This is a genomic window from Streptomyces sp. SDT5-1 (genome assembly GCF_052245995.1).
Lineage (GTDB): Bacteria > Actinomycetota > Actinomycetes > Streptomycetales > Streptomycetaceae > Streptomyces.
Genome location: NZ_CM125963.1, coordinates 1578626 through 1596862, shown reverse-complemented (window position 1 = coordinate 1596862; position 18237 = coordinate 1578626). Strand labels below are relative to the sequence as shown.

Below are 18237 nucleotides of genomic sequence, written 5' to 3'. Positions count from 1 at the left end.
CTTCTCAGGCCCCGACGGTCGCTGCCGACGGCACCCGCTTCCGCCCCAGGAGCCGCTGAATGTCGCGCACGGCCGCGCGCCCCGCGCGGTTCGCGCCGATCGTGCTCGCCGACGGACCGTATCCGACCAGATGGATGCGCGGATCGAGCGCCGCGTGCGTGCCCTCCATGCGGATGCCGCCGCCCGGCTCCCGCAGCCTCAGCGGCGCCAAGTGCTCGATGGAGGCCCGGAAACCGGTGGCCCAGAGGATCACGTCGGCCGCAACTTCGTGCCCGTCGTCCCAGGCCACACCGGTCGGCGTGATCCGGTCGAACATCGGGTGACGGTCGAGGACACCGTTCGCACGGGCCTCGCGCACCGCGTCGTTCACCGGAAGCCCGGTCACCGACACCACGCTCAGCGGCGCGAGCCCCTGACGCACCCGGTCCTCGACCAGCGCCACGGCGGCCCGCCCCTGCTCCTCGCCGAACGGCCCCTCGCGGAAGACGGGCGGCCGACGGGTCACCCACGTCGTCCCGGCGGCGTACGGCGCGATCTCCATCAGGTGCTGCGTCCCCGAGGCGCCGCCGCCCACCACCACGACCCGCTGACCCGCGAACTCCTCGGGCCCCCGGTACTGAGCGGTGTGCAGCTGACGCCCGCGGAACGTCTCCTGCCCCGGGTAGCGCGGCCAGAACGGGCGGTCCCAGGTGCCGGTCGCGTTGATCAGCGCCCGCGTCGACCACACCCCCTCCGAGGTCTCGACGAGCAGCCGCCCGCCGTCCCCCTCACGCACCGCACGCACATCGACCGGCCGTCGTACGCGCAGGTCGAAGGTCTCCTCGTACGCGGTGAAGTACTCGCCGACGACCTCGGAGGACGGCCGGGCGGGGTCGGCGCCCGTCAGCTCCATGCCGGGCAGCGCGTGCATCCCGTGCACCTTGCCGTACGTGAGCGAGGGCCACCGGAACTGCCAGGCGCCGCCCGGCCGGGGCGCGTGGTCGAGGACGACGAAGTCCCGCTCCGGCTCGAAACCCACGCGGCGCAGGTGGTAGGCGGCGGACAGACCGGCCTGACCGGCCCCGACGACCACCACGTCGACCGCGCGCGGCGCTGTGGCGGAGATGGCGTCTCGTGCCCCGATGTCGTTCACGTTTCTACTAACTCCACCAGGGGTCGAGATCTTCCCGCGTGATCGGGCCGGGACGGCGAAATGGATCAGCGCCCGTCGGAGCCCGCTTCGTACGTACGCGGCGCGGTGGACGACGGCGGCAGCTCGCCGTTGAAGCGCGTGTCGACGAACTTCGAGAAGTCGACCTTGTGGGGGATCAGCTTCAGCCGGGCGAACGTATCGGCGATCTCCTGCTCGGAGCGGACCACGTCCTTGTCGACCGCGACCGTGACACGGGTGCCGTTGGTGCGCTTCACGGCGTCGTACGCCACCTCGTACGGCAGTCCGGTGTCCTTGGCCCACACCTTCGCCCACGCCTGCGGATGCTTGTAGACCCAGTTCTGGGCGCGCCGCAGCCGGTCGAGGTAGTCCTTGATCGCGGCGGACTTCTTCTTGTCCGCGAGGGCGCCCGGGGCGGCGACCTGGAAGGCGAGCCCGTTCGTGACGCCGTCGCCGTCGGTCAGTACACGGCCGAGCTTCCCGCGCAGCGCCTGCGAGGTGTACGGGTCCCAGACGGCCCAGGCGTCGACCTTGCCCGCGGTGAACGCGGCCAGCGCGTCCGCCGGTTGCAGGTACTTGACCTTGATGTCCTTCAGGCCGAGCCCGACCTTCTTGAGCGAGGCGACGAGTTGGTAGTGCGCGGACGAGCCCTGCGCCACCGCGACCGACCTGCCCTTGAGCCCCGCCGGGCTCTTCAGCTTCGAGTCCTTCGGGACGAGGATCGTGTCGCCCTTCGCGGTGCCGTGGCTCGCCGACACCACCTTGATCTTCGAGTCGGCGCCGGCCGCGAAGACCGGCGGTGTGTTGCCGACGCCGCCGACGTCGACGGCCTTGGCATTGATGGCTTCGAGGAGCGGCGGACCGGAGGTGAAGGTGGACCAGCGGATCTTGTAGTCCAGGTCGTCGAGTTCCCCGGCAGCCCTCAGTACGGCCTCCGAACCACCCTTCTGGTCACCGACGTTGAGGGTGAGCGAGCCCTTCCCGTCGGTGTGACCACCGCTGCCGCCGCTTCCTGTGGAGGTGCTGGCGGTGGAGGCGCCGTTGCAGGCGGCGAGGAGGAGGGCGAGAGGGGTGACGAGGGCGCCGGCTATCAGAGGGCGTCGCATGACAAGTCCGTTCGCAGTGAGGGGAGGTGCGGTCATCGAAGAGTGGGACGGGATCAGTGCTCGGTGGACTCGTCCACGCCAAGGCGTCGCAGCAGCTCCGCGCGGAGTTCGGCGAAGCGCGGGTCGGTGAGTTCCCGGGGTCGTTCGAGGTCGATGGGTGTCTCGTGGGCGATGACACCGTCGTCCATGACGAGCACCCGGTCGGCGAGCAGCACGGCCTCCTCGACGTCATGTGTCACCAACAGCACGGCGCAGCCCCGCTGTTGCCACAGTTCGCCGACGAGTCGCTGGGCCTTGATCCGGGTGAGCGCGTCGAGCGCTCCGAACGGCTCGTCGAGCAGCAGCAGGTCCGGTTCGCGCACGAGGGCGCGGGCCAGCGAGGCGCGCTGGGCCTCGCCGCCGGAGAGCGTCTTGGGCCAGGCGTCCACGCGATGCCCGAGCCCGACCTCCTCCAACGCCCGTTCCGCCACGGCCCGTTCGGGTGTGCCGGGCAGCCCGAGCAGTACGTTGCGCCACACCCGCTTCCACGGCATGAGCCGCGGCGCCTGGAACGCGACGGCCTTGCGGCGCGGCACGAGCACGGTGCCGTCGATGTCACGGTCGAGACCCGCGAGGATGCGCAGCAGAGTGGACTTGCCGCAGCCGCTGCGCCCCAGCAGGGCAACGAACTCGCCTGGCCGTACGTCGAGTTGAAGATTGTCGATGACGGTACGTCCGTCGAACGAGCGGGACAGCCCCTCGACGCGCACGGCGGAACCGGTGTCGACGGAGGAGGCGGCGGGCGCGGGGGTCACCGGCCCGTGAACGTCGGTCGCCATTGCAGCAGCAGCCTTTCGAGGGAACGGACGACGAAGTCGGCGAGCAGGCCGAGGAAGGCGTAGACGACCAGGCAGACGACGATGACGTCGGTCCGCAGGAAGTCCCGGGCCTGCACCATCAGGAAGCCGATGCCGGCGTCCGCGTTGATCTGTTCCGCGAACACCAGGGCCAGCCACGCGATGCCGAGCGAGTACCGCAACCCGGTCATGGCTCCGGGCAGCGCCCCCGGCAGCACCACATGCCGTACGAGACCCCAGCGGCTGAGGCCCAACGACTCGCCCGCCTCGATGAGTTGGGAGTCGACGCCGCGGATCCCGGCGTACACGTTCAGATACAGCGGGAACGACACGCCGAGCGTGATGATGGCGATCTTCGGCGCCTCACCGATCCCGAACCAGATGATGAACAGCGGGATGAGCCCGACGAAAGGCACCGTCCGCAGCATCTGCACACTCGCGTCGACGAGATCCTCGCCGACCCGGAACAGCCCGGACAGCAGCGCGAGCCCCGTCCCGACGACGACACCGCAGAGCAGCCCGACGGCGACACGTTGCAGCGAGACACCCATCGCCGCGGGCAGTGACCCGTCGGAGACGAGATCCGTCCCGACCCGCGCGATGGTGCCCGGCGACGCGAGCACCTCAGGCGTCAACACCCCTGCGGACGTGAGGACTTGCCACAGTACGAGGAGCAACAACGGCCCACTGGTGCGGCGCAGCCAACGGGGCACGCGGGTGCGTCGGGTGGAGGAGGGGACGAGGGGGACGAGTTCGGGCGACGGGCCGGACGCCTTCTCTGGCGAAGGTGTCCGCGGCGCCGACGAAACGGGCGGGGCATGACTGATGCTCATGGCGCTCCATGGCAGGCGAGGGCACGCCTCGGCGTCGGCGGGCGCGCGTCAGCGGCGCGCCGGCACGGACGAACGCCGAAGCAGCGACGAGAAACGAAGAGGGTGCAGAGAAGAGGAGCGAGAAACGCTCAAGCAGGGAGAGTGGGCGTCAGCGGCCGCAGCGACACGCGGCAGAAGCCACCCGCAGCAGGTCGATGTGACCGCGCGTGGTGAGCAGGGCTGAACGCAACATGCCGCAGAACGTATCCAGTTGCCGCCCCATGGTCAACGGTGTCTCACCGTGTGGACCAGCGAGGATGGCTCCACGGACAGCGCCGCCATGCGCCCAGTCGCCCCCTCGGGGGACAATGTCCGCATGTCAGACGTCTTCACGACCCGAGTCCTCGACCTCACCACCGGTTCCAGCGAGCGCGTCGTCGACCTCACGCGCGACTGCGAGTCCTTCCTGCGCGAGGTGGCCCGAGGCCGCGACGGCCTCCTCAACCTCTTCGTCCCGCACGCCACCGCGGGCATCGCCGTCATCGAGACGGGCGCCGGCAGCGACGACGACCTCCTCGCCGCCCTGCACACCCTCCTGCCCGCCGACGACCGCTGGCAGCACCGCCACGGCTCCCCGGGCCACGGCCGCGACCACGTCCTCCCGGCAATCGTGCCCCCGCACGCGACGCTGCCGGTGGTGTCGGGGGCCCTGGAGCTGGGGACGTGGCAGTCGGTTTGTCTGGTGGATACGAACGTGGACAACCCCGACCGTCACGTCCGATTGAGCTTCATGGGGTGACCAGGAGCCGAGCAAGATTGTTCTGAGGGGCTGATCCGGGTTACCGGCCGGCGTTGCTGCCCTGCGTCGACAGATAGCGCGGTGCCCGCCAAGCCGCGAGGCGGCGTTCCATCGCCGCACCGAGCGACAGCAGCTTGCCGTCCTCGTGGTTTCCGGCCATCAGCAGGATGCCGACCGGCAGTTCTCCCACGAAGCCCGCGGGCACCGACAGGGACGGGTATCCGGACACGGCCGCCGGAGTGGACGACGGGATGACGTCGTTGTCGCCGCGGGCGCAGTCGGTCGTCCACGCGGGCGGGTTGGTCGGGGAGGCGATGGCGTCGAGGCGGTGGGCGGCCATCGTTTCGTCGATGGAGCGCCGGGAGAGGTCCTTCAGTTCCGCGCGCATGGCCAGGTATTCCGGGTCGGTGGTCGACGGCGCGGCGAGGGCCTGCTCGAACAGTTCCTGTCCGGCGAAGCACGTCTGTTCTTGGGGGTGGGTGCGGTTGAACTCGACGAGCGCGGCGAGATCCCGCGGCCCGTTGCGGGTCGAGAGATAGGCGTCGATGTCCCGGTGGAACTCGCTCAGCAGCGCCGGGAACTCGAGCTCGGCGAGCCGCTTCTGGTACGGCGGCGTCACCTCGACGACGTCGGCGCCTGCCGCACGCAGCTTCTTCGCCGTACGGGTCATCAGGGCGTCCACGCCGGATCCGAGCGACGGCAGCCGCCACAGGCCGATCCGCTTGCCCCGCAGGCCGGCGGGACCGGGCAGCGCGTCCGTACGGCCGGCCGTCGTACCGCCGGTGTCGCCGCGGATCACCGCCAGGGTCAGCGCCGTGTCGGTGACGTTGCGCGCCATCGGTCCCGCCGTGTCCTGCTCGGCGGAGATCGGGACCACGCCGTCCTGGCTGACCACACCGAGGCTCGGTTTGTGGCCGACGACTCCGTTCATGCCGGCGGGGCACACGATGGAGCCGTCCGTCTCGGTGCCGATCGCCACCTGTGCAAGGGACGCGGCGAGCGCGGCGCCCGAACCCGCGGAGGACCCGCAGGGGTTGCGGTCCAATACGTACGGGTTGTTGGTCTGCCCGCCCACCGCCGACCACCCCGAGGTCGGTTTCGCGGCACGGAAGTTCGCCCACTCGGAGAGGTTGGTCTTGCCGAGGACGACCGCTCCGGCCTTGCGCAGCCGTGTCACGAGGTCGGCGTCGGTACGGGGCGGTTTCCCGGCCAGTGCCAGGGATCCGGCCGTCGAGGACAGTCCGCGAGTGTTCACGTTGTCCTTGATCAGAACGGGGATGCCGTCGAGGGGGCCGCGGACGGTGCCCTTGCGGTGGCGGGCGTCACTGGCGGCGGCCTGGCGCAGCGCCGTCGGGTCGATGCGCAGCACCGCGTGGATTGTGGGGTCGATGGATCTGATCCGCTGGAGGTAGGCAGTGGTCAGCGCCGACGGGGTCAGCGAGCCCTTCGCCATCCGCGCCTGTAGTTGCGGGATGGTCACCGTGTCGAGGTCGACGCCCAGGGGCGTGCCGGTGTCGGCTGCCGAGGGGGACGGTGCGGTGACAGCGAGGGGTACCGCGATCAGGAGGGCGCCCAGTGTGGTGACGCCCTTCTTTCTCAGGTTCGTCATGGGGCGTAGGGCACTACACACGGATGCCGTCCCGCAAGGCCACGGCATCGGCCACAGCCATCCGGTCACGCCCGGCGGCCCCCGGTCAGCTCTCCACCAGGCGAAGCCTCCCGTCGTACCGTGCCGTGGTGCCCTTGGCCATCGCCACGTGGACGCTGAGGTCCCGGTACCGCAGGGTGGTGTCGCGTCCGGCGAGCGAACGGACGGTGACCGCCGTGAGGGCGCCGTCCGCCCATTGCACATCCAGCTCGAACCCGCCACGGGCACGGATGCCGGTGAAGGTGCCGGTCGGCCACTGCTCAGGGAGTGCCTTGAGCAGGTCGATGTGCTTCCACGAACTCGCGGCGATCGCCTGGACGAAGGCCCTCGCGCCACCGATGTTGCCATCGATCTGGAACGGCGGGTGGGCGTCGAACAGGTTGGGGTAGACGCCGCCGTGGTAATTCATGTCGACGTCGCCGTGGTCGGAGGTGACCGGCTGCGTGAGGTTCCTCAGCGCCTGCATGGTCTTGTCCGGGTCGCCGAGGGTCGCCCAGAGGTTGGCGTTCCAGGCGGCCGACCACCCCGTCGGGCCGATGCCCCGCGCGGCCAACGAGACGCGCGCGGCCTCCGCCAGCTCGGGGGAGGCGTCGGTGGTGAGCTGGCGGCCGGGGAAGAGCCCCCACAGGTGGGAGACATGGCGGTGGTGGTTGTCGGGGTCGTCGCGGTCGATGTACCACTCCTGCAGCTGGCCCCAGCTGCCGACCGCGGGCACGTGCAGTCGCTCGCGCAGGGAGGCCACCGTCGCGCGGTAGGCGGCATCGAGCCCCAGGATCCGGGAGGCCTCGATGAAGTTGCCGAAGACGTCCCAGGCCAGCTCCTGGTCCATGCTCACGCCGTCCTCGTACGGCCCCATCTCGGCCCCCGCCTCGAAGCCGACGCGGGTGACCCGCCACGGCGAAGCGACCGTCTGCTCCGGTGTCCACGTCTCGGGCACCACCAGCCGGCCGGCTCCGTCGTCGACGAGGAGGTCCTCGAAGTACTGGCAGACCTCCTTCAGGACCGGGTAGGCACGTTCGCGCAGGAAGGTCTCGTCCAGCGTGTACGTGTAGTGGTCCCACAGGTGCCAGGCCAACCAGGCACAGCCCGCGGGAAGCCAGTCCCAGCCCAGACCGCCGGAGACGTTGCTCGACACCCGGACGGTCCAGCCGCGCACCGGACGGGTGGTGCCCGGCTTGTGGACTGCCGCCCGGGTCGCGCGGCGCCAAGCGGGGATCTGGACGTGCAGGTAGTCCACCAGCGGGTCGATCGTGCCGGGCAGGTTGCCGGGGTCGGAGAGCCAGTAGCACATCTGGATGTTGATGTCGTGGTGGTAGTCCGAGCTCCACGGCGGGGAGTCGGAGACGTTCCACAACCCTTGCAGGTTGAGCGGGAGCCCGCCGGGACGCGAGGTGGAGATCACGAGGTAGCGGCCGAACTGGTAGTAGAGCGCGTACAGTTGGGGATCCGGAGTGGTCCGATTGTCCTCCACTCGTTGGAATGTCGGTGCCGCGAGCTGGGCCTCGTCCGACCCTTCGAGGGTGATTCTCTGCCGCGAGAAAAGGGCACCGAAGTCGTCGAGATGCCTGCGCCGCAGGGACCGCACCTCACGCGCGAGCGCCGCCGTCGTGTCGCGGGCGGCCTCGGCGAGCGGGTCCACGGAGGACCGGAAGGACCTGTCGGCATCGGGGACATAGGTGGTGCGTGCGCCGACGATCACGGTCAGGCTGGTCGCACCGGCGAACGACGTCGAGGCGGTGGCCTGCTCCGCGGAGGTGGAGCGGGCCCCGGGCGCGTCCACGAGCACCTGCCACCCGTACCGCACGCCGCCGCCCCCGATGCCGCCCGAGACGGACAGTCGGCCCGGCCGGGACACGGTGGACCCCGACGTGCGGCCGCCGCCGTCGGCGACCCGTACGGACCCCGACAGGGCGTGCTTCTCGGAGGTCGTGACGGTCGTGACCACGACCTGGTCCGCGTAGCTGGCGAAGGTCTCCCGGACGTAGGCGCGGTTCTCGTACGTGTAGTTGACCGTGACGACGCCTGTCTCCAGGTCGAGTTCGCGGCGGTACCCGCGGATCAGCGCAGGGTCGTGGCCGAGGTCGATGTGGACGTCTCCCAGCGCCTTGTAGCTGCCCATCGAGCCGTAGTCGCCGGTGGGGTTCTCGCCTCCGCTCCACAGGGAACCCTCGTTGAGGGCGAGGTGTTCGCGGGCGCCGCCGCCGACCAGGGCCGCGAGGCGGCCGTTGCCGACCGGGAGCCCCTCCATGAGGATCCGGTCGCTGTCGGCCGCTCCCGCCATGGCGACCCGCAGGGCCCCCGCTGTTCCCGCACCGTCTCCGGCAGGCTGCGCGGCCGCCGCGCCGGGGTCACCGATGTACGTCGCGATCACGGGCGCGGTGACCGCGAGGCCTCCGAGCTTGAGGAAGGTGCGTCGGTCGGGTCCCGAAGACCGGGGCTCGTTCATGATGATCGTCCTCTCTGGTCGGCTGCGGTGCACGGACGACGGGTGGGCGGATCCCGTCGTCCTCCGGCTCCGGTCCTCCGTCACATGGGCGACGCCTGGCCTAGGGCCCTTCTGACGGATCTTGCTGGAGTCGCGGGCCCTGGCACGCCCATCTGCCGCGTTGTCGTCGGTTGCCAACGCTCCGCGTTGACGCCCTCCTCCGCCTTGCAGCTGCACGCACCAGACCCCGCTCATGGAGCCGGGTGCTCCCGGCCACCCGCATCCAGCCTGATCCGTCAGAAGGGCCCTAACTCCGTTCGGCCTCCCGCCGGGTGTCGGCGGCTCCGCTCGCCGCGGTCTCGGCCAGCTCGAACACCTGGGCCCGATGCCCGTCAGGAATCTGCTGAACGAGACCGGTGCCGTCGATGACGGCGACCATCCTGGTGACGGCGTTGGTCAGGGTCACGTCGCCGTGGGACGCGGCGACCTCCCACCGCTGCAGGCGATTGTTCGTGTCGCAGTCCTGCAGGGTGATGGCGCTCAGCGGCTGGAGGGGTGTGTTCAGCTGCCGGTCGCCGAGCCGCGTCTCCAGGCAGCGGCCGGTCCGCCGATCCCCGATGGTGTAGTAGCCGTCCGGGGTGGGCGCGAACCGCAGCGGGGTGCCCCGGGAGCCCAATACGACACGCGCCCCGTCCTCGGAGCCCTCACCGGTCAAATAGCTCTTGCCTGCGGCCACGAGATAGTCGCCGGAACGGATCGGTGTGCGCTCGACGTTGTCGAACCCGGGGGCTCGGCCCACGGCCTCGGCGCGCTCTTCGAACGCGCGGTACGTCGCGTCCGGAGCGGACTGCCCCCACGTGGCCTGCGCGACGAAGCGCAGCGGCATCCGGACGTCGTCCTCGACCTCGTTCTCCGTGTTGCCCGAGGCGTTGTCCGGCCACATGGAGATCTTGGCGCCGCGGATCCCGTCCGCACTCGTCACCTTCTCGCCCTCGAAGGACTGCGGCGTCCAGCCCTCGTCGTACAGGCGCTCAGTGTTGATCGTGTAGGTGCCCCGCACGTGGTACAGCGCGTTCGCCGCGTTCATCACCTCGTACCCGTCGGCAATCAGTTGAGACGGCTTCACCTCGTCGTTGGTCCAGTGCTCGACGAGGATGTCCCGGTCCAGCGGCACGGTCGCGTTCGGTGATATCCCGTCGTTCCAGATCCGCAGTCGCTTGCCCTTGGCCTTGACATAGGCGTTGACCCGGTTGATGAAGTCGTTGAACGCGTCCTCGGGCACCGCGTCCGGGCCGAACTTCTGCTTCGCGTACGTCTCCATCTGCGGGAAATCGGAGTACTCCAACCCGCCGATCAGGTACTCGTCGGCGCCCATGTGCCAGTACGGGGTGTCGAAGACCTGGAAGTACTCGTCGATGATCGAGGTGACGAAGTCGAACGCCTCGGGCTTGGTGATGTCGAGGCCCGACGGGTGCTTGACACCGTCGGCATCGGTGAGCTGAAGGTCGGGGCGGTTGCGGATCCACGGGTCGATGTGCCCGGGGGAGTTGACCTCCGGAACCAGCTGGACGTGGTACTTGTCGGCCAGCTTCTGCAACCGCTCGACCTCCCGAGGTGTGTAGTAGCCCCACTCGTTGGCCTCGGGGTGGGCCGTGCTCTTCACCTTGAGTTCCAGCCAGAGCTGGTTGAGCTTGAGGTAGGAGGCGTCCTTGATCAGACGCTCGAGCCAGGGCATCGACACGTGGATGTAGCAGGCGCACACACCGACGCCGCGCTCCGCGTACTTCGGCACATCAACGGCCTGGCCGGCGGGCACCGGGGTTCCCTTGCGGAGCAGTTGGAGCACGGTCCGCGTTCCGAGAAACACGCCGTCCCCTGTACGCCCGGTGATCCTGATCGTGCTGCCGACGCTGAGAGCGACGCCCTCCCGCCCGAGCGCTGTGCGTGCCGAGTCGACGTCCAGCACGATGTCGCCCGCCTTCGGTGCCACGGCGGTGGTCTTGACCGGAAGGGTGCGTCCCAGCTCGTCGGCCAGGTCGCCGACGAAGGTCGCCGCGTCGTCGGCCAGCGTGTCGTCGCGGACCAGGACGCGGCTGGTTCGGGTCAGGGTGAAGCTGCCGACTGCCGGCTTCCAGTCCGACAGGGCGGGAACCGTCGCCGGGTTGCCCGCCGCGGTGAGTTCGGTCGGCGCTGGTATCGCCGGTGCGGCGGTTGCGGTGGTGCCGAGGGCCAAGGGCAGTGCGCCGAGCAGCAGGGCTGCTGCGGCTCGGGCGATGCTGCATGTTCGGAGCATGACAATCCTCTCTCGGTCGAGGCGAGCGCTGAAGACGTGCAGGGGATACGCCGCCGCTGACGGTCAGCCCGACGACGGGTTGCCGAGGGTGGAAGTGAGGTGTTCGGTACCGGGGCCGACGCCGAGACGACTCACCCCGTCCATGAACTCCTCGTAGGTCTGCCCGGGTTCGACGCCGCGCCACATCTTCTGAGCCAGCAGACCGAAGGTCGGTTCGACCAGACGGTGGACGTCCTCACTGCCGTAGTCCGCGTGGACCAGGTCGTTCCACACCGCCGACATGGCTCCGTCAAGGCCGGGGGCCATCGGCTCGACCCGCTGCGTACGGGAGACGTGGGGTTCCCAGTTCTCGAAGAGCCAGGGCCCGTCGAGGCCGGTCTTGCCGTGGTAGTAGTCCGCCAGCGGCACGATGTAGAGGTTGGAGTCGTCGGTGTTGACGTAGTGGTAACCGTCTTCGAGCGCCATGGCCGGGGTGTACCAGTCCTCGCTCCACATGCTGAGCAGCACGTCGCGGACGTACCCCTCGGCCGTCCCGGTCATCCACTTCATCGAGCCCCACGCCATCGGCTGCTTGCCCAGCGAGTGCAGGTGGGCCGCGATGGCGTTGAAGTAGTCGCGGTACTGCCGGGCGTGCTCCTTGGGGTATTCGTCGGCGCCGAAGTGGACGATCGGGCTGCGGAACCAGGGCACGAACTCGTCGAAGACCGACTTCATGAACTCGGTGGTCCCGGGCTTGGCCAGGTCGAGGTGGTCGGAGCTCCCGCCGTCGAGCCCGAGTTCGGGTTTGAACTCGATGAAGGCGCGGGCGTGGGCCGGCGCGTCGATCTCGGGGATCAACTGAACGCAGTGGTCGGCCGCCACGTCCTCCAGCTCGTTCCACATCCGCCGGGTGAAGGCGCCGTCCGTGGCGGCCAGCCCGGTGAACCCGGGGTGGTCCGAGGCCAGCCGGAAGGCCGAGTAGGCCTTGCTCCAGTCTCCGTCGGGCGGGCTGATCTCGTTGTCGTTGAGGTGGATCTGGAAGGTGTTGTACTTGAACCAGCTCAGGTAGCGGACGTAGTCACGCACGAAGGACGGCTCGAACCACCGTCGTCCGACATCGAGTACGAACCCGCGTCGCGCGTAGGCGGGCCAGTCGACGGCGGTGCCGGCGGGGAGGGCGCGGCGGCCTCCGCCCACGAGGATCTGCAACAGGCTGCGGGTGGCATGGAAGGCGCCGGTGTGGGCGGGTGCCGTGATGTGGATGTGCCGTGGGGTGACGGCGATCCGGGAGCCCTCGGTGCGGTAGCGCTCGCCTCCGGCCGGGTGGCTGTCCGTTGGGTCGATCCTGATGTGGATCTCGCCGTCGCGCGCTCCGTCGCCGACCCGGGGTGGACGGAGGTGGACGCCGGTCAGCTCGGCCATCTCGCCGGTGACCTTGTGCGCGAGCCGGATCAACCGTCGGTCCCCGCGGGGCACGGTGATCCGGCAGTCCGGGCGGAGCCGGAACTCACCCTCCGCGCCGACCCATTCCCGCAGCGCCGGTACGACGAAGGGGGCGCCCGACGTGTCTCTTCGGGCCGCGTACGGGGCTGTGGTGCGTGGAGCCGCGGCGGCCCGGGCGGGCGACCCGATCAGGCCGGCTGCCGCAGCGGCCGCGGTGGCGACGGTGAAGTGCCGTCGTGTGAGTCGGCGCCTGTCGTCTTCGCTCATACCAGCACTCCTGCGGGTAACGGGGTCAACTCCTGTCCGACAAGAGTGGTGTATACCACTTGCCGCAGCACCTCCGACACCCCTCTGGCAGCTGTATTCGTCGGACCACATTGCTGTGATGACTCTCATCTGCGGGAACTTTCCCCGGAGTTGGAGGCAAGTGATCGGACCACTGGCGACCGCGGGCTCGCGCGGGACCGTCGCGAGTTCCTCGCCTTGTAGGCGCGGGACAACCTCGCGGACGCCCGCACGCATCACGAGCAGACCATGAGCCGACGCGACATCGTGTCGGTGCAGAAGGTGGCCCCATGAAGCGTCCGCCGGGCGTCGGCATCGAGCAGATCGGCGAGGGCGCCCTACGAGTGACCGTGGGGCTGACTAGCGGCTCGTCTCCGCCCGTCCGTCCGGATTGCACGCAGGGGAGGGGGAGGTGTGGGGGCGGGGCCCCGCCTTCCCCCGGACCCGCTCAAGACATGTGATACGCCGACGTATTGCGCTTCGCCTCGTCGCGGGCCAGGACCGCCAGCAGGGAGGCCACGCTCACGTCCGCCTCGGCCGGGTGGCGGAGGATCTTCGAGGGGTCGATCGCGTAGACGTTGCTGCGCCCCTCGCGGCGGTGGGAGAGGTAGCCCGCCTCTTCGAGGTCGGTGATGATCCGCTGCACGGCCCGCTCGGTCAGTCGGCAGTGCGCGGCCAGGTCCCGGATGCGGACCTGATGGTTGTCGGCGATGGCTGCCAGGACCCGGGCGTGGTTGGTCAAGAACGTCCACCCGGTGTGCGACGTGGTCTGCTCCTCCATGCGCCCACTATAGGGCCTCCCGGCCATACGAATCACGAATTTTGTTTCAGGTATTGGTTGACGTGATTCAGAGTTCGTACCAAGCTGTGTGCCACTCGACGGGCCGAGCGGGGAGGTGGGGCGGTGCTGGACGGCATGGATGCTTCGACCGCCACGTGGACGTCGCTGCAGGTCAGCGGCGATGCGCGAACCGCCCGTGCCGCTCCGTCGGCGCCCGTCGTCGAGGTGTTCGAGCGTGGTGACCGCGTCGCCGCGGCGGTGTACGGCGAGATCGACTTCGACATCGCCCACGCCCTCCAGGACACCCTGCGCACCGCCCTCGCGCGGTCGATCGCGGGCCTCGACCTGGAGCTGGAGCGCCTGACGTTCTGCGACGGCGCGGGACTCAGGGTGCTGCTCCGCTTACGGCAGGAGGCCCTGGCGGTGGGGAAGACCGTGCGGCTGTGCTCGGCCAGTGCGCCGGTCGCGCGGTTGCTCCGCATCACCCGCACCCACGGGCTGTTCACCCCTGCGGAAGAAGGGCCCGAGACAGCGCGGGCGAACATCCTCGACCCCACATTCGCCAGCACAGTTGCAGAGGGGCATCCTCATGAACACTGAGACGGCACACCAGCTCGCATCCGACGCGGCATCGCGGCCTCAGCGGAGGCTGATCGAGCGGGCCTGCGTGGACCCGGGCTCGATAGCGCCCCGCGATGCGCGTGATGTGGGCAAGTACTTCTTCGAGAGGCTCAGCCGCCTCGAGGAGGGGACCCGTGAGCATCAGTACGTGCGGAACGCGCTGATCGAGATGAATCTGTCCTTCGTGAAGTACGCCGCCTCCCGCTTCCGGCACCGGGGGCAGGAGGAGATGGAGGACATCATCCAGGTCGGCACCATCGGCCTGATCAAGGCGATCGACCGGTTCGAGCTCTCGCGGGAGGTCGAGTTCACCTCCTTCGCGCTGCCGTACATCACCGGCGAGATCAAGCGGTTCTTCCGCGACACCACCTGGGCGGTGCACGTCCCGCGCAGACTTCAGGAGGCCCGGGTCGAACTGTCCAAGGCCACCGACGAGTTGCAGTCCCGTCTCGGCCGGCAGCCCACCACGGACGAGCTGTCCGAGCTGATGCAGCTGGAGCCGGCCGAGATCGCCGAGGTGCAGAAGGCCGCCAACGGCTACAACGCGGCGTCCCTCGACGCCTCCCTCACCGGCCAGGAGGCCGACGGGGAGGACGGCAGGCTCGCCGACGTGATCGGCGTGGAGGAGGACACGTACGAGCTGATCGAGAACTACCGCTCGCTGGCTCCGCTCGTCGCCCGGCTCGACGAGCGCGACCGCCGGATCATCCACCTCCGCTTCGTCGAGGAGCGCACGCAGCAGGAGATCGCGGACGCCCTCGACATCTCCCAGATGCACGTCTCGCGCCTGCTGTCCCGTCTCCTCACCAAGCTGCGCACCGGGTTGTTGACGACCGCGTAGGCGACGGGTGTGTGCGTGCGGCCCCGCCCTCCGTGCGTCGGATCGGAGGGCGGGGCCGCACGTGGTCAGGCCGCTTCCTCCGCCCGCTTCCGCAGCAGCTTCTTGTCCGGCTTGCCCGCGTCCGTCAGGGGCAGGGCGTCCACGAAGGTGATGGCGGACGGTTCGTACATCGCGCCGCGCTGGGCGCGGACCGCCGCCCGCAGCTCCTCCGGCTCCACCGTGACGCCGGGCGCGGGCACGATCGCCGCGTGCACCTGCTCCATGCGGTCCGCGTCGCGTACGCCGAAGACCGCGCTCTGGAGCACCTTCGGGTGCGAGTTGAGCAGGTCCTCCAGCTCGGTGGTGTACACGTGGCCGCCGACCACCACGATCATGTCCTTGAGGCGGTCGACCACGGTGATGTAGCGGTCCTCGTCGAGGAATCCGATGTCACCGGTGTGCAGCCAGCCGTCCCGCAGCACCTCCGCGGTCAGCTCCGGCTGCTTCCAGTAGCCCGTCATCGTGCCCTCGGACCGTACGCAGATCTCGCCCAGCTCGCCGGTCGGCAGGTCCCTGCCGTCGGTGTCGCGGATGGCGACCTCCACGCTCGGCAGCACCTTGCCCGCCGAGCGCATCCGCTCGGGCCGGTCCAGGTCGTGGTCCTCGGGGGTGAGGACGCTGATGCCGCCCGCCTCGTTCTGCCCGTAGAACTGGAGGAGCACGGGGCCGAAGCGGCGCACCGCGTCGGCGATCCGGGCGGGCGAGGCCTGGCAGCCGCCGTACGTGAGACCGCGCAGGCTGCTCAGGTCACGGTGCTCGGAGTCCGGGTGGTCGAGCAGCTGGTACACGAGCGGCGGCAGCAGGAACAGGTGCGTGATGCGCTCGCGCTCGATGGTGGCGAGCACCTCGCCGGCGTCGAAGTCGTCGTGCAGCACGACGCAGCCGCCGGACTGGATCACGTTGTCCGCGAGCATGCCGGCGGCGTGCGCGAGCGTCGTGCACGCGAGCTGGCGCGGCGCCTCCTGCTCGGCGGGGCGCGCCTCGGCCACCATCCGGCGCATCCGGTTGACCTGCTCGAAGGTCGTGACGATGCCCTTGGGGTGGCCCGTGGTGCCGCCGGTGTGCCGGATCGTGCAGATGTCGTCGGGCCGGGCGCGGGAGACGAACGGTTCGTCGGGCTGCTCGGCGGCGAGCGCGAGCATGTCGCGGCCGAGCTCGCGCTTGCTCTCGCCGAGGACGAGGACGTGCGGCACGGGCGCCGCCGCGGTCAGTTCCGCGGCGCGGTCGGCGTACTGCGGGTCGACGATCAGGGCCTGCGTCTCGACGTCCTGGACGATCGCTGCCTGCACGTCGGCCGACAGCTTGTTGTAGAGGTGGTTGACGCGGCAGCCCACGAGGTTGGCGGCGTAGCGGGCCGCGAGGGTCTCCGGCAGATTGCCGCTGAGGAGGGTGACCGTCGTGCCGCGCTCGACGCCCTGCGCGGCGAGGGCTTGGGCCATGCGGTGCACCAGGGAACGGAATTGACCGGCCGTCAGGCGGCGGTCCTGGTACACGAGGAGTTCGCGGTCGGGGTGGTCCGCGAGGGTGTCGAGATTGTCCTCGACGAAGGTGCGGAAGCGGTGCGGCTCTTCTGACGTGGCGTCGGATATCGCCGGGTTCTGCGAAGTGGCCTCGGGCGCGTGGGGAGTTGTGGGGGTGGCTGCGGATGCCTCGGCAGGCATGGATCGTCCTCCTGGCGTCACCGGCCCGCTGGTCTTGGGGCGTGCCGGTGGTCGTGCTGTTGGGTGTGGGGGTGGAGGTCCGGGGTCGTCGGCGCATGGCGCCGCGCCCGGCACAAGTGGCGCCCGCCCCGGGTCATTGGTTGCCCCAGACAACCAAGATCCAGGCTAACCCCCTTCATGATCCAAACATGCCTCGGGTTGGCCTGCTCCGGCCGCCTTGACTCCTTCTTTTCCTTTGTTCTTCCTGGATTTGACCTACGTATGGGAGCGCAGAACGAGCAGCGTGATCTCGCTCGGGGCGAAGACACGGAACGGCGGGCCCCAGAATCCGGCGCCGCGGCTCGTGTAGAGGAGCGTGCGCGCGCCGTGCCGGGTGAGTCCTGCGAGCGCCGGCTGGTCGAGGCGGACCAGGTGGTGGAATGGCCAGATCTGACCCCCGTGGGTGTGCCCGGAGAGCTGGAGGTCGACGCCGTGTGCGGCCGCCCTGTCGACGAACTTCGGCTGGTGGGCGAGGAGAAGCACCGGCAGCTCGGGGTCGGCGCCGTCGAGGGCGCCGGCGAGGTGCGCGCGGTGGCCCGCGAGCCCCGACGACTCGGCGGTGACGTCGTCGACCCCCGCGACGACGAGCGTGTCACCACCCCGTTCGAGCAGCACATGCCGGTTGCGCAGCGGCTCCCAGCCCAGCTCGCCCATCAGGTCCACCCAGCCCTGGGCCTCGCTGTAGTACTCGTGGTTCCCGGTGACGTAGACCCGTGCGTGCGTCGCCCGTACGGTGCCCAGCGGCAGCGCCTGCGCCCGGCGGCGCTCGGCCGTGCCGTCGGCGATGTCACCGGTGTGGCAGACGAGGTCGGCCTCCAGGGCGTTGACCGTCGCGCACATCCGCTCCGACCAGCGGACGCGGTCGAGCGGACCGTAGTGGGTGTCGGTGATCAGGACGACCCGCGTGCCGTCCAATCCGGCGCCCAGGCGCGGCAGTCGTACGTCGAGGCGGCGCACCCGCGGCACCCGGCGCGCCTCCGCGTACCCCCAGGCGAGCAGCACGGCGGTGACACCGAGGACGGCCCACGTGACGAGACGCGCCCGCTCCTGCCCTTCCCCGATTCCGGCCACGGTCAGGGCGATCCGCAGCAGGACGCCGAGCAGAACGGACCACGTGAACAGCACCCACACGCCGCCCAGCAGGACGTCACCGACGATCGCCGCCCGGTCTCGCTGGCGCTTCCCGTGGCCGCGCACCATCGCGAGCGGCATCCCGACCAGGCCGAGGACGCACACCGCGGTGCCGGTGAGGGCGACGGTGAGCGGCCAGTCCTGACCCGCGTACAGGAGGACCCAGCAGGGCACGGCCCAGAGCAGGACCGGGGCGATCAGCGGGATGAACCGCATCAGGCGGTGCAGGAGGCCCGGCGGGGCGGCGGGCACCTCGCTGTCGGCGGATCGGGTGTCGCTGGTGTCGGTCACGCTGCCCCTCCTGCGGTGCTCTCCGGCGGGTCGTCGCCGTGGCGGCGCCGGGTGGTG

The 18237-nt window shown here is 70.1% G+C and carries 15 protein-coding genes; 3 read left to right on the top strand and 12 right to left on the bottom strand.

Annotation, left to right across the window (positions count from 1 at the left end; all coding sequences use genetic code 11):
* Positions 1-4: 4 nt before the first annotated feature.
* The 5 genes from ACTWJ8_RS07500 to ACTWJ8_RS07480 form a co-directional block, all read right to left on the bottom strand.
* Positions 5-1132 carry an NAD(P)-binding domain-containing protein gene (locus ACTWJ8_RS07500; RefSeq protein WP_443263387.1) on the bottom strand — a complete coding sequence of 376 codons (1128 nt, stop codon included), beginning with the start codon at positions 1130-1132 and terminating at the stop codon, positions 5-7.
* A 65-nt stretch (positions 1133-1197) separates the two neighbouring features.
* Complete coding sequence (locus ACTWJ8_RS07495) at positions 1198-2256, bottom strand: ABC transporter substrate-binding protein (RefSeq protein WP_443263386.1); 1059 nt, start codon at positions 2254-2256, stop codon at positions 1198-1200.
* A gap of 53 nt (positions 2257-2309) precedes the next feature.
* Entirely contained in the window at positions 2310-3074 is a 765-nt protein-coding gene (locus ACTWJ8_RS07490) for an ABC transporter ATP-binding protein (protein WP_443263385.1), read from the bottom strand.
* A complete protein-coding gene (locus tag ACTWJ8_RS07485) occupies positions 3047-3925 on the bottom strand; it encodes an ABC transporter permease (RefSeq protein ID WP_443263384.1) in 879 nt (292 codons plus the stop codon). Before ACTWJ8_RS07485 ends, ACTWJ8_RS07490 begins: the two co-directional genes overlap by 28 nt.
* Positions 3926-4073: 148 nt before the next feature.
* Positions 4074-4157, bottom strand: coding sequence for a putative leader peptide (locus tag ACTWJ8_RS07480; RefSeq protein WP_443264829.1), 84 nt, complete (start codon positions 4155-4157; stop codon positions 4074-4076).
* Between the two features lie 123 nt (positions 4158-4280).
* On the opposite strand from ACTWJ8_RS07480, the gene ACTWJ8_RS07475 reads away from it, so the two are divergent.
* The gene (locus ACTWJ8_RS07475) at positions 4281-4703 is read left to right on the top strand and encodes a YjbQ family protein (protein ID WP_356383325.1); all 423 of its coding nucleotides are present in this window, start codon (positions 4281-4283) and stop codon (positions 4701-4703) included.
* 40 nt (positions 4704-4743) lie between these two features.
* On the opposite strand, the gene ACTWJ8_RS07470 is transcribed toward ACTWJ8_RS07475, so the two are convergent.
* From ACTWJ8_RS07470 to ACTWJ8_RS07450, 5 genes are all read right to left on the bottom strand, one after another.
* Positions 4744-6312 carry an amidase family protein gene (locus tag ACTWJ8_RS07470; protein ID WP_443263383.1) on the bottom strand — a complete coding sequence of 523 codons (1569 nt, stop codon included), beginning with the start codon at positions 6310-6312 and terminating at the stop codon, positions 4744-4746.
* Between the two features lie 85 nt (positions 6313-6397).
* Positions 6398-8797 carry a glycosyl hydrolase family 95 catalytic domain-containing protein gene (locus ACTWJ8_RS07465; RefSeq protein ID WP_443263382.1) on the bottom strand — a complete coding sequence of 800 codons (2400 nt, stop codon included), beginning with the start codon at positions 8795-8797 and terminating at the stop codon, positions 6398-6400.
* Positions 8798-9083: 286 nt separating this feature from the next.
* A complete protein-coding gene (locus ACTWJ8_RS07460; RefSeq protein ID WP_443263381.1) occupies positions 9084-11069 on the bottom strand; it encodes a family 20 glycosylhydrolase in 1986 nt (661 codons plus the stop codon).
* A 63-nt stretch (positions 11070-11132) separates the two neighbouring features.
* Positions 11133-12758: a family 20 glycosylhydrolase gene (locus tag ACTWJ8_RS07455; RefSeq protein WP_443263380.1), complete on the bottom strand. Its 1626-nt coding sequence runs from the start codon at positions 12756-12758 to the stop codon at positions 11133-11135.
* Positions 12759-13224: 466 nt separating this feature from the next.
* Positions 13225-13557 (bottom strand): helix-turn-helix transcriptional regulator, encoded by a 333-nt coding sequence (locus tag ACTWJ8_RS07450; RefSeq protein ID WP_356383339.1) that lies wholly within the window; start codon positions 13555-13557, stop codon positions 13225-13227.
* Between the two features lie 135 nt (positions 13558-13692).
* On the opposite strand from ACTWJ8_RS07450, the gene ACTWJ8_RS07445 reads away from it, so the two are divergent.
* Both ACTWJ8_RS07445 and ACTWJ8_RS07440 read left to right on the top strand, forming a co-directional pair.
* Entirely contained in the window at positions 13693-14157 is a 465-nt protein-coding gene (locus ACTWJ8_RS07445; protein ID WP_443263379.1) for an STAS domain-containing protein, read from the top strand.
* Entirely contained in the window at positions 14147-15019 is an 873-nt protein-coding gene (locus ACTWJ8_RS07440; RefSeq protein WP_443263378.1) for a SigB/SigF/SigG family RNA polymerase sigma factor, read from the top strand. The genes ACTWJ8_RS07445 and ACTWJ8_RS07440 overlap by 11 nt, the downstream gene beginning before the upstream one ends.
* Positions 15020-15084: 65 nt before the next feature.
* Here the strand turns inward: ACTWJ8_RS07440 and ACTWJ8_RS07435 are convergent, their stop codons facing one another.
* Together ACTWJ8_RS07435 and ACTWJ8_RS07430 are read right to left on the bottom strand one after the other, a co-directional pair.
* Positions 15085-16719: an AMP-binding protein gene (locus ACTWJ8_RS07435; RefSeq protein ID WP_443263377.1), complete on the bottom strand. Its 1635-nt coding sequence runs from the start codon at positions 16717-16719 to the stop codon at positions 15085-15087.
* A gap of 255 nt (positions 16720-16974) precedes the next feature.
* Positions 16975-18180 (bottom strand): metallophosphoesterase, encoded by a 1206-nt coding sequence (locus ACTWJ8_RS07430; protein ID WP_443263376.1) that lies wholly within the window; start codon positions 18178-18180, stop codon positions 16975-16977.
* Positions 18181-18237: the final 57 nt, after the last annotated feature.

Coding starts and splice junctions, on each gene's coding strand:
- ACTWJ8_RS07495 (WP_443263386.1), bottom strand. CDS start 2,256: ATGCGACGCCCTCTGATAGCCGGCGCCCTCGTCACCCCTCTCGCCCTC.
- ACTWJ8_RS07490 (WP_443263385.1), bottom strand. CDS start 3,074: ATGGCGACCGACGTTCACGGGCCGGTGACCCCCGCGCCCGCCGCCTCC.
- ACTWJ8_RS07485 (WP_443263384.1), bottom strand. CDS start 3,925: ATGAGCATCAGTCATGCCCCGCCCGTTTCGTCGGCGCCGCGGACACCT.
- ACTWJ8_RS07480 (WP_443264829.1), bottom strand. CDS start 4,157: ATGTTGCGTTCAGCCCTGCTCACCACGCGCGGTCACATCGACCTGCTG.
- ACTWJ8_RS07475 (WP_356383325.1), top strand. CDS start 4,281: ATGTCAGACGTCTTCACGACCCGAGTCCTCGACCTCACCACCGGTTCC.
- ACTWJ8_RS07470 (WP_443263383.1), bottom strand. CDS start 6,312: ATGACGAACCTGAGAAAGAAGGGCGTCACCACACTGGGCGCCCTCCTG.
- ACTWJ8_RS07465 (WP_443263382.1), bottom strand. CDS start 8,797: ATGAACGAGCCCCGGTCTTCGGGACCCGACCGACGCACCTTCCTCAAG.
- ACTWJ8_RS07460 (WP_443263381.1), bottom strand. CDS start 11,069: ATGCTCCGAACATGCAGCATCGCCCGAGCCGCAGCAGCCCTGCTGCTC.
- ACTWJ8_RS07455 (WP_443263380.1), bottom strand. CDS start 12,758: ATGAGCGAAGACGACAGGCGCCGACTCACACGACGGCACTTCACCGTC.
- ACTWJ8_RS07450 (WP_356383339.1), bottom strand. CDS start 13,557: ATGGAGGAGCAGACCACGTCGCACACCGGGTGGACGTTCTTGACCAAC.
- ACTWJ8_RS07445 (WP_443263379.1), top strand. CDS start 13,693: ATGGATGCTTCGACCGCCACGTGGACGTCGCTGCAGGTCAGCGGCGAT.
- ACTWJ8_RS07440 (WP_443263378.1), top strand. CDS start 14,147: ATGAACACTGAGACGGCACACCAGCTCGCATCCGACGCGGCATCGCGG.
- ACTWJ8_RS07435 (WP_443263377.1), bottom strand. CDS start 16,719: ATGCCTGCCGAGGCATCCGCAGCCACCCCCACAACTCCCCACGCGCCC.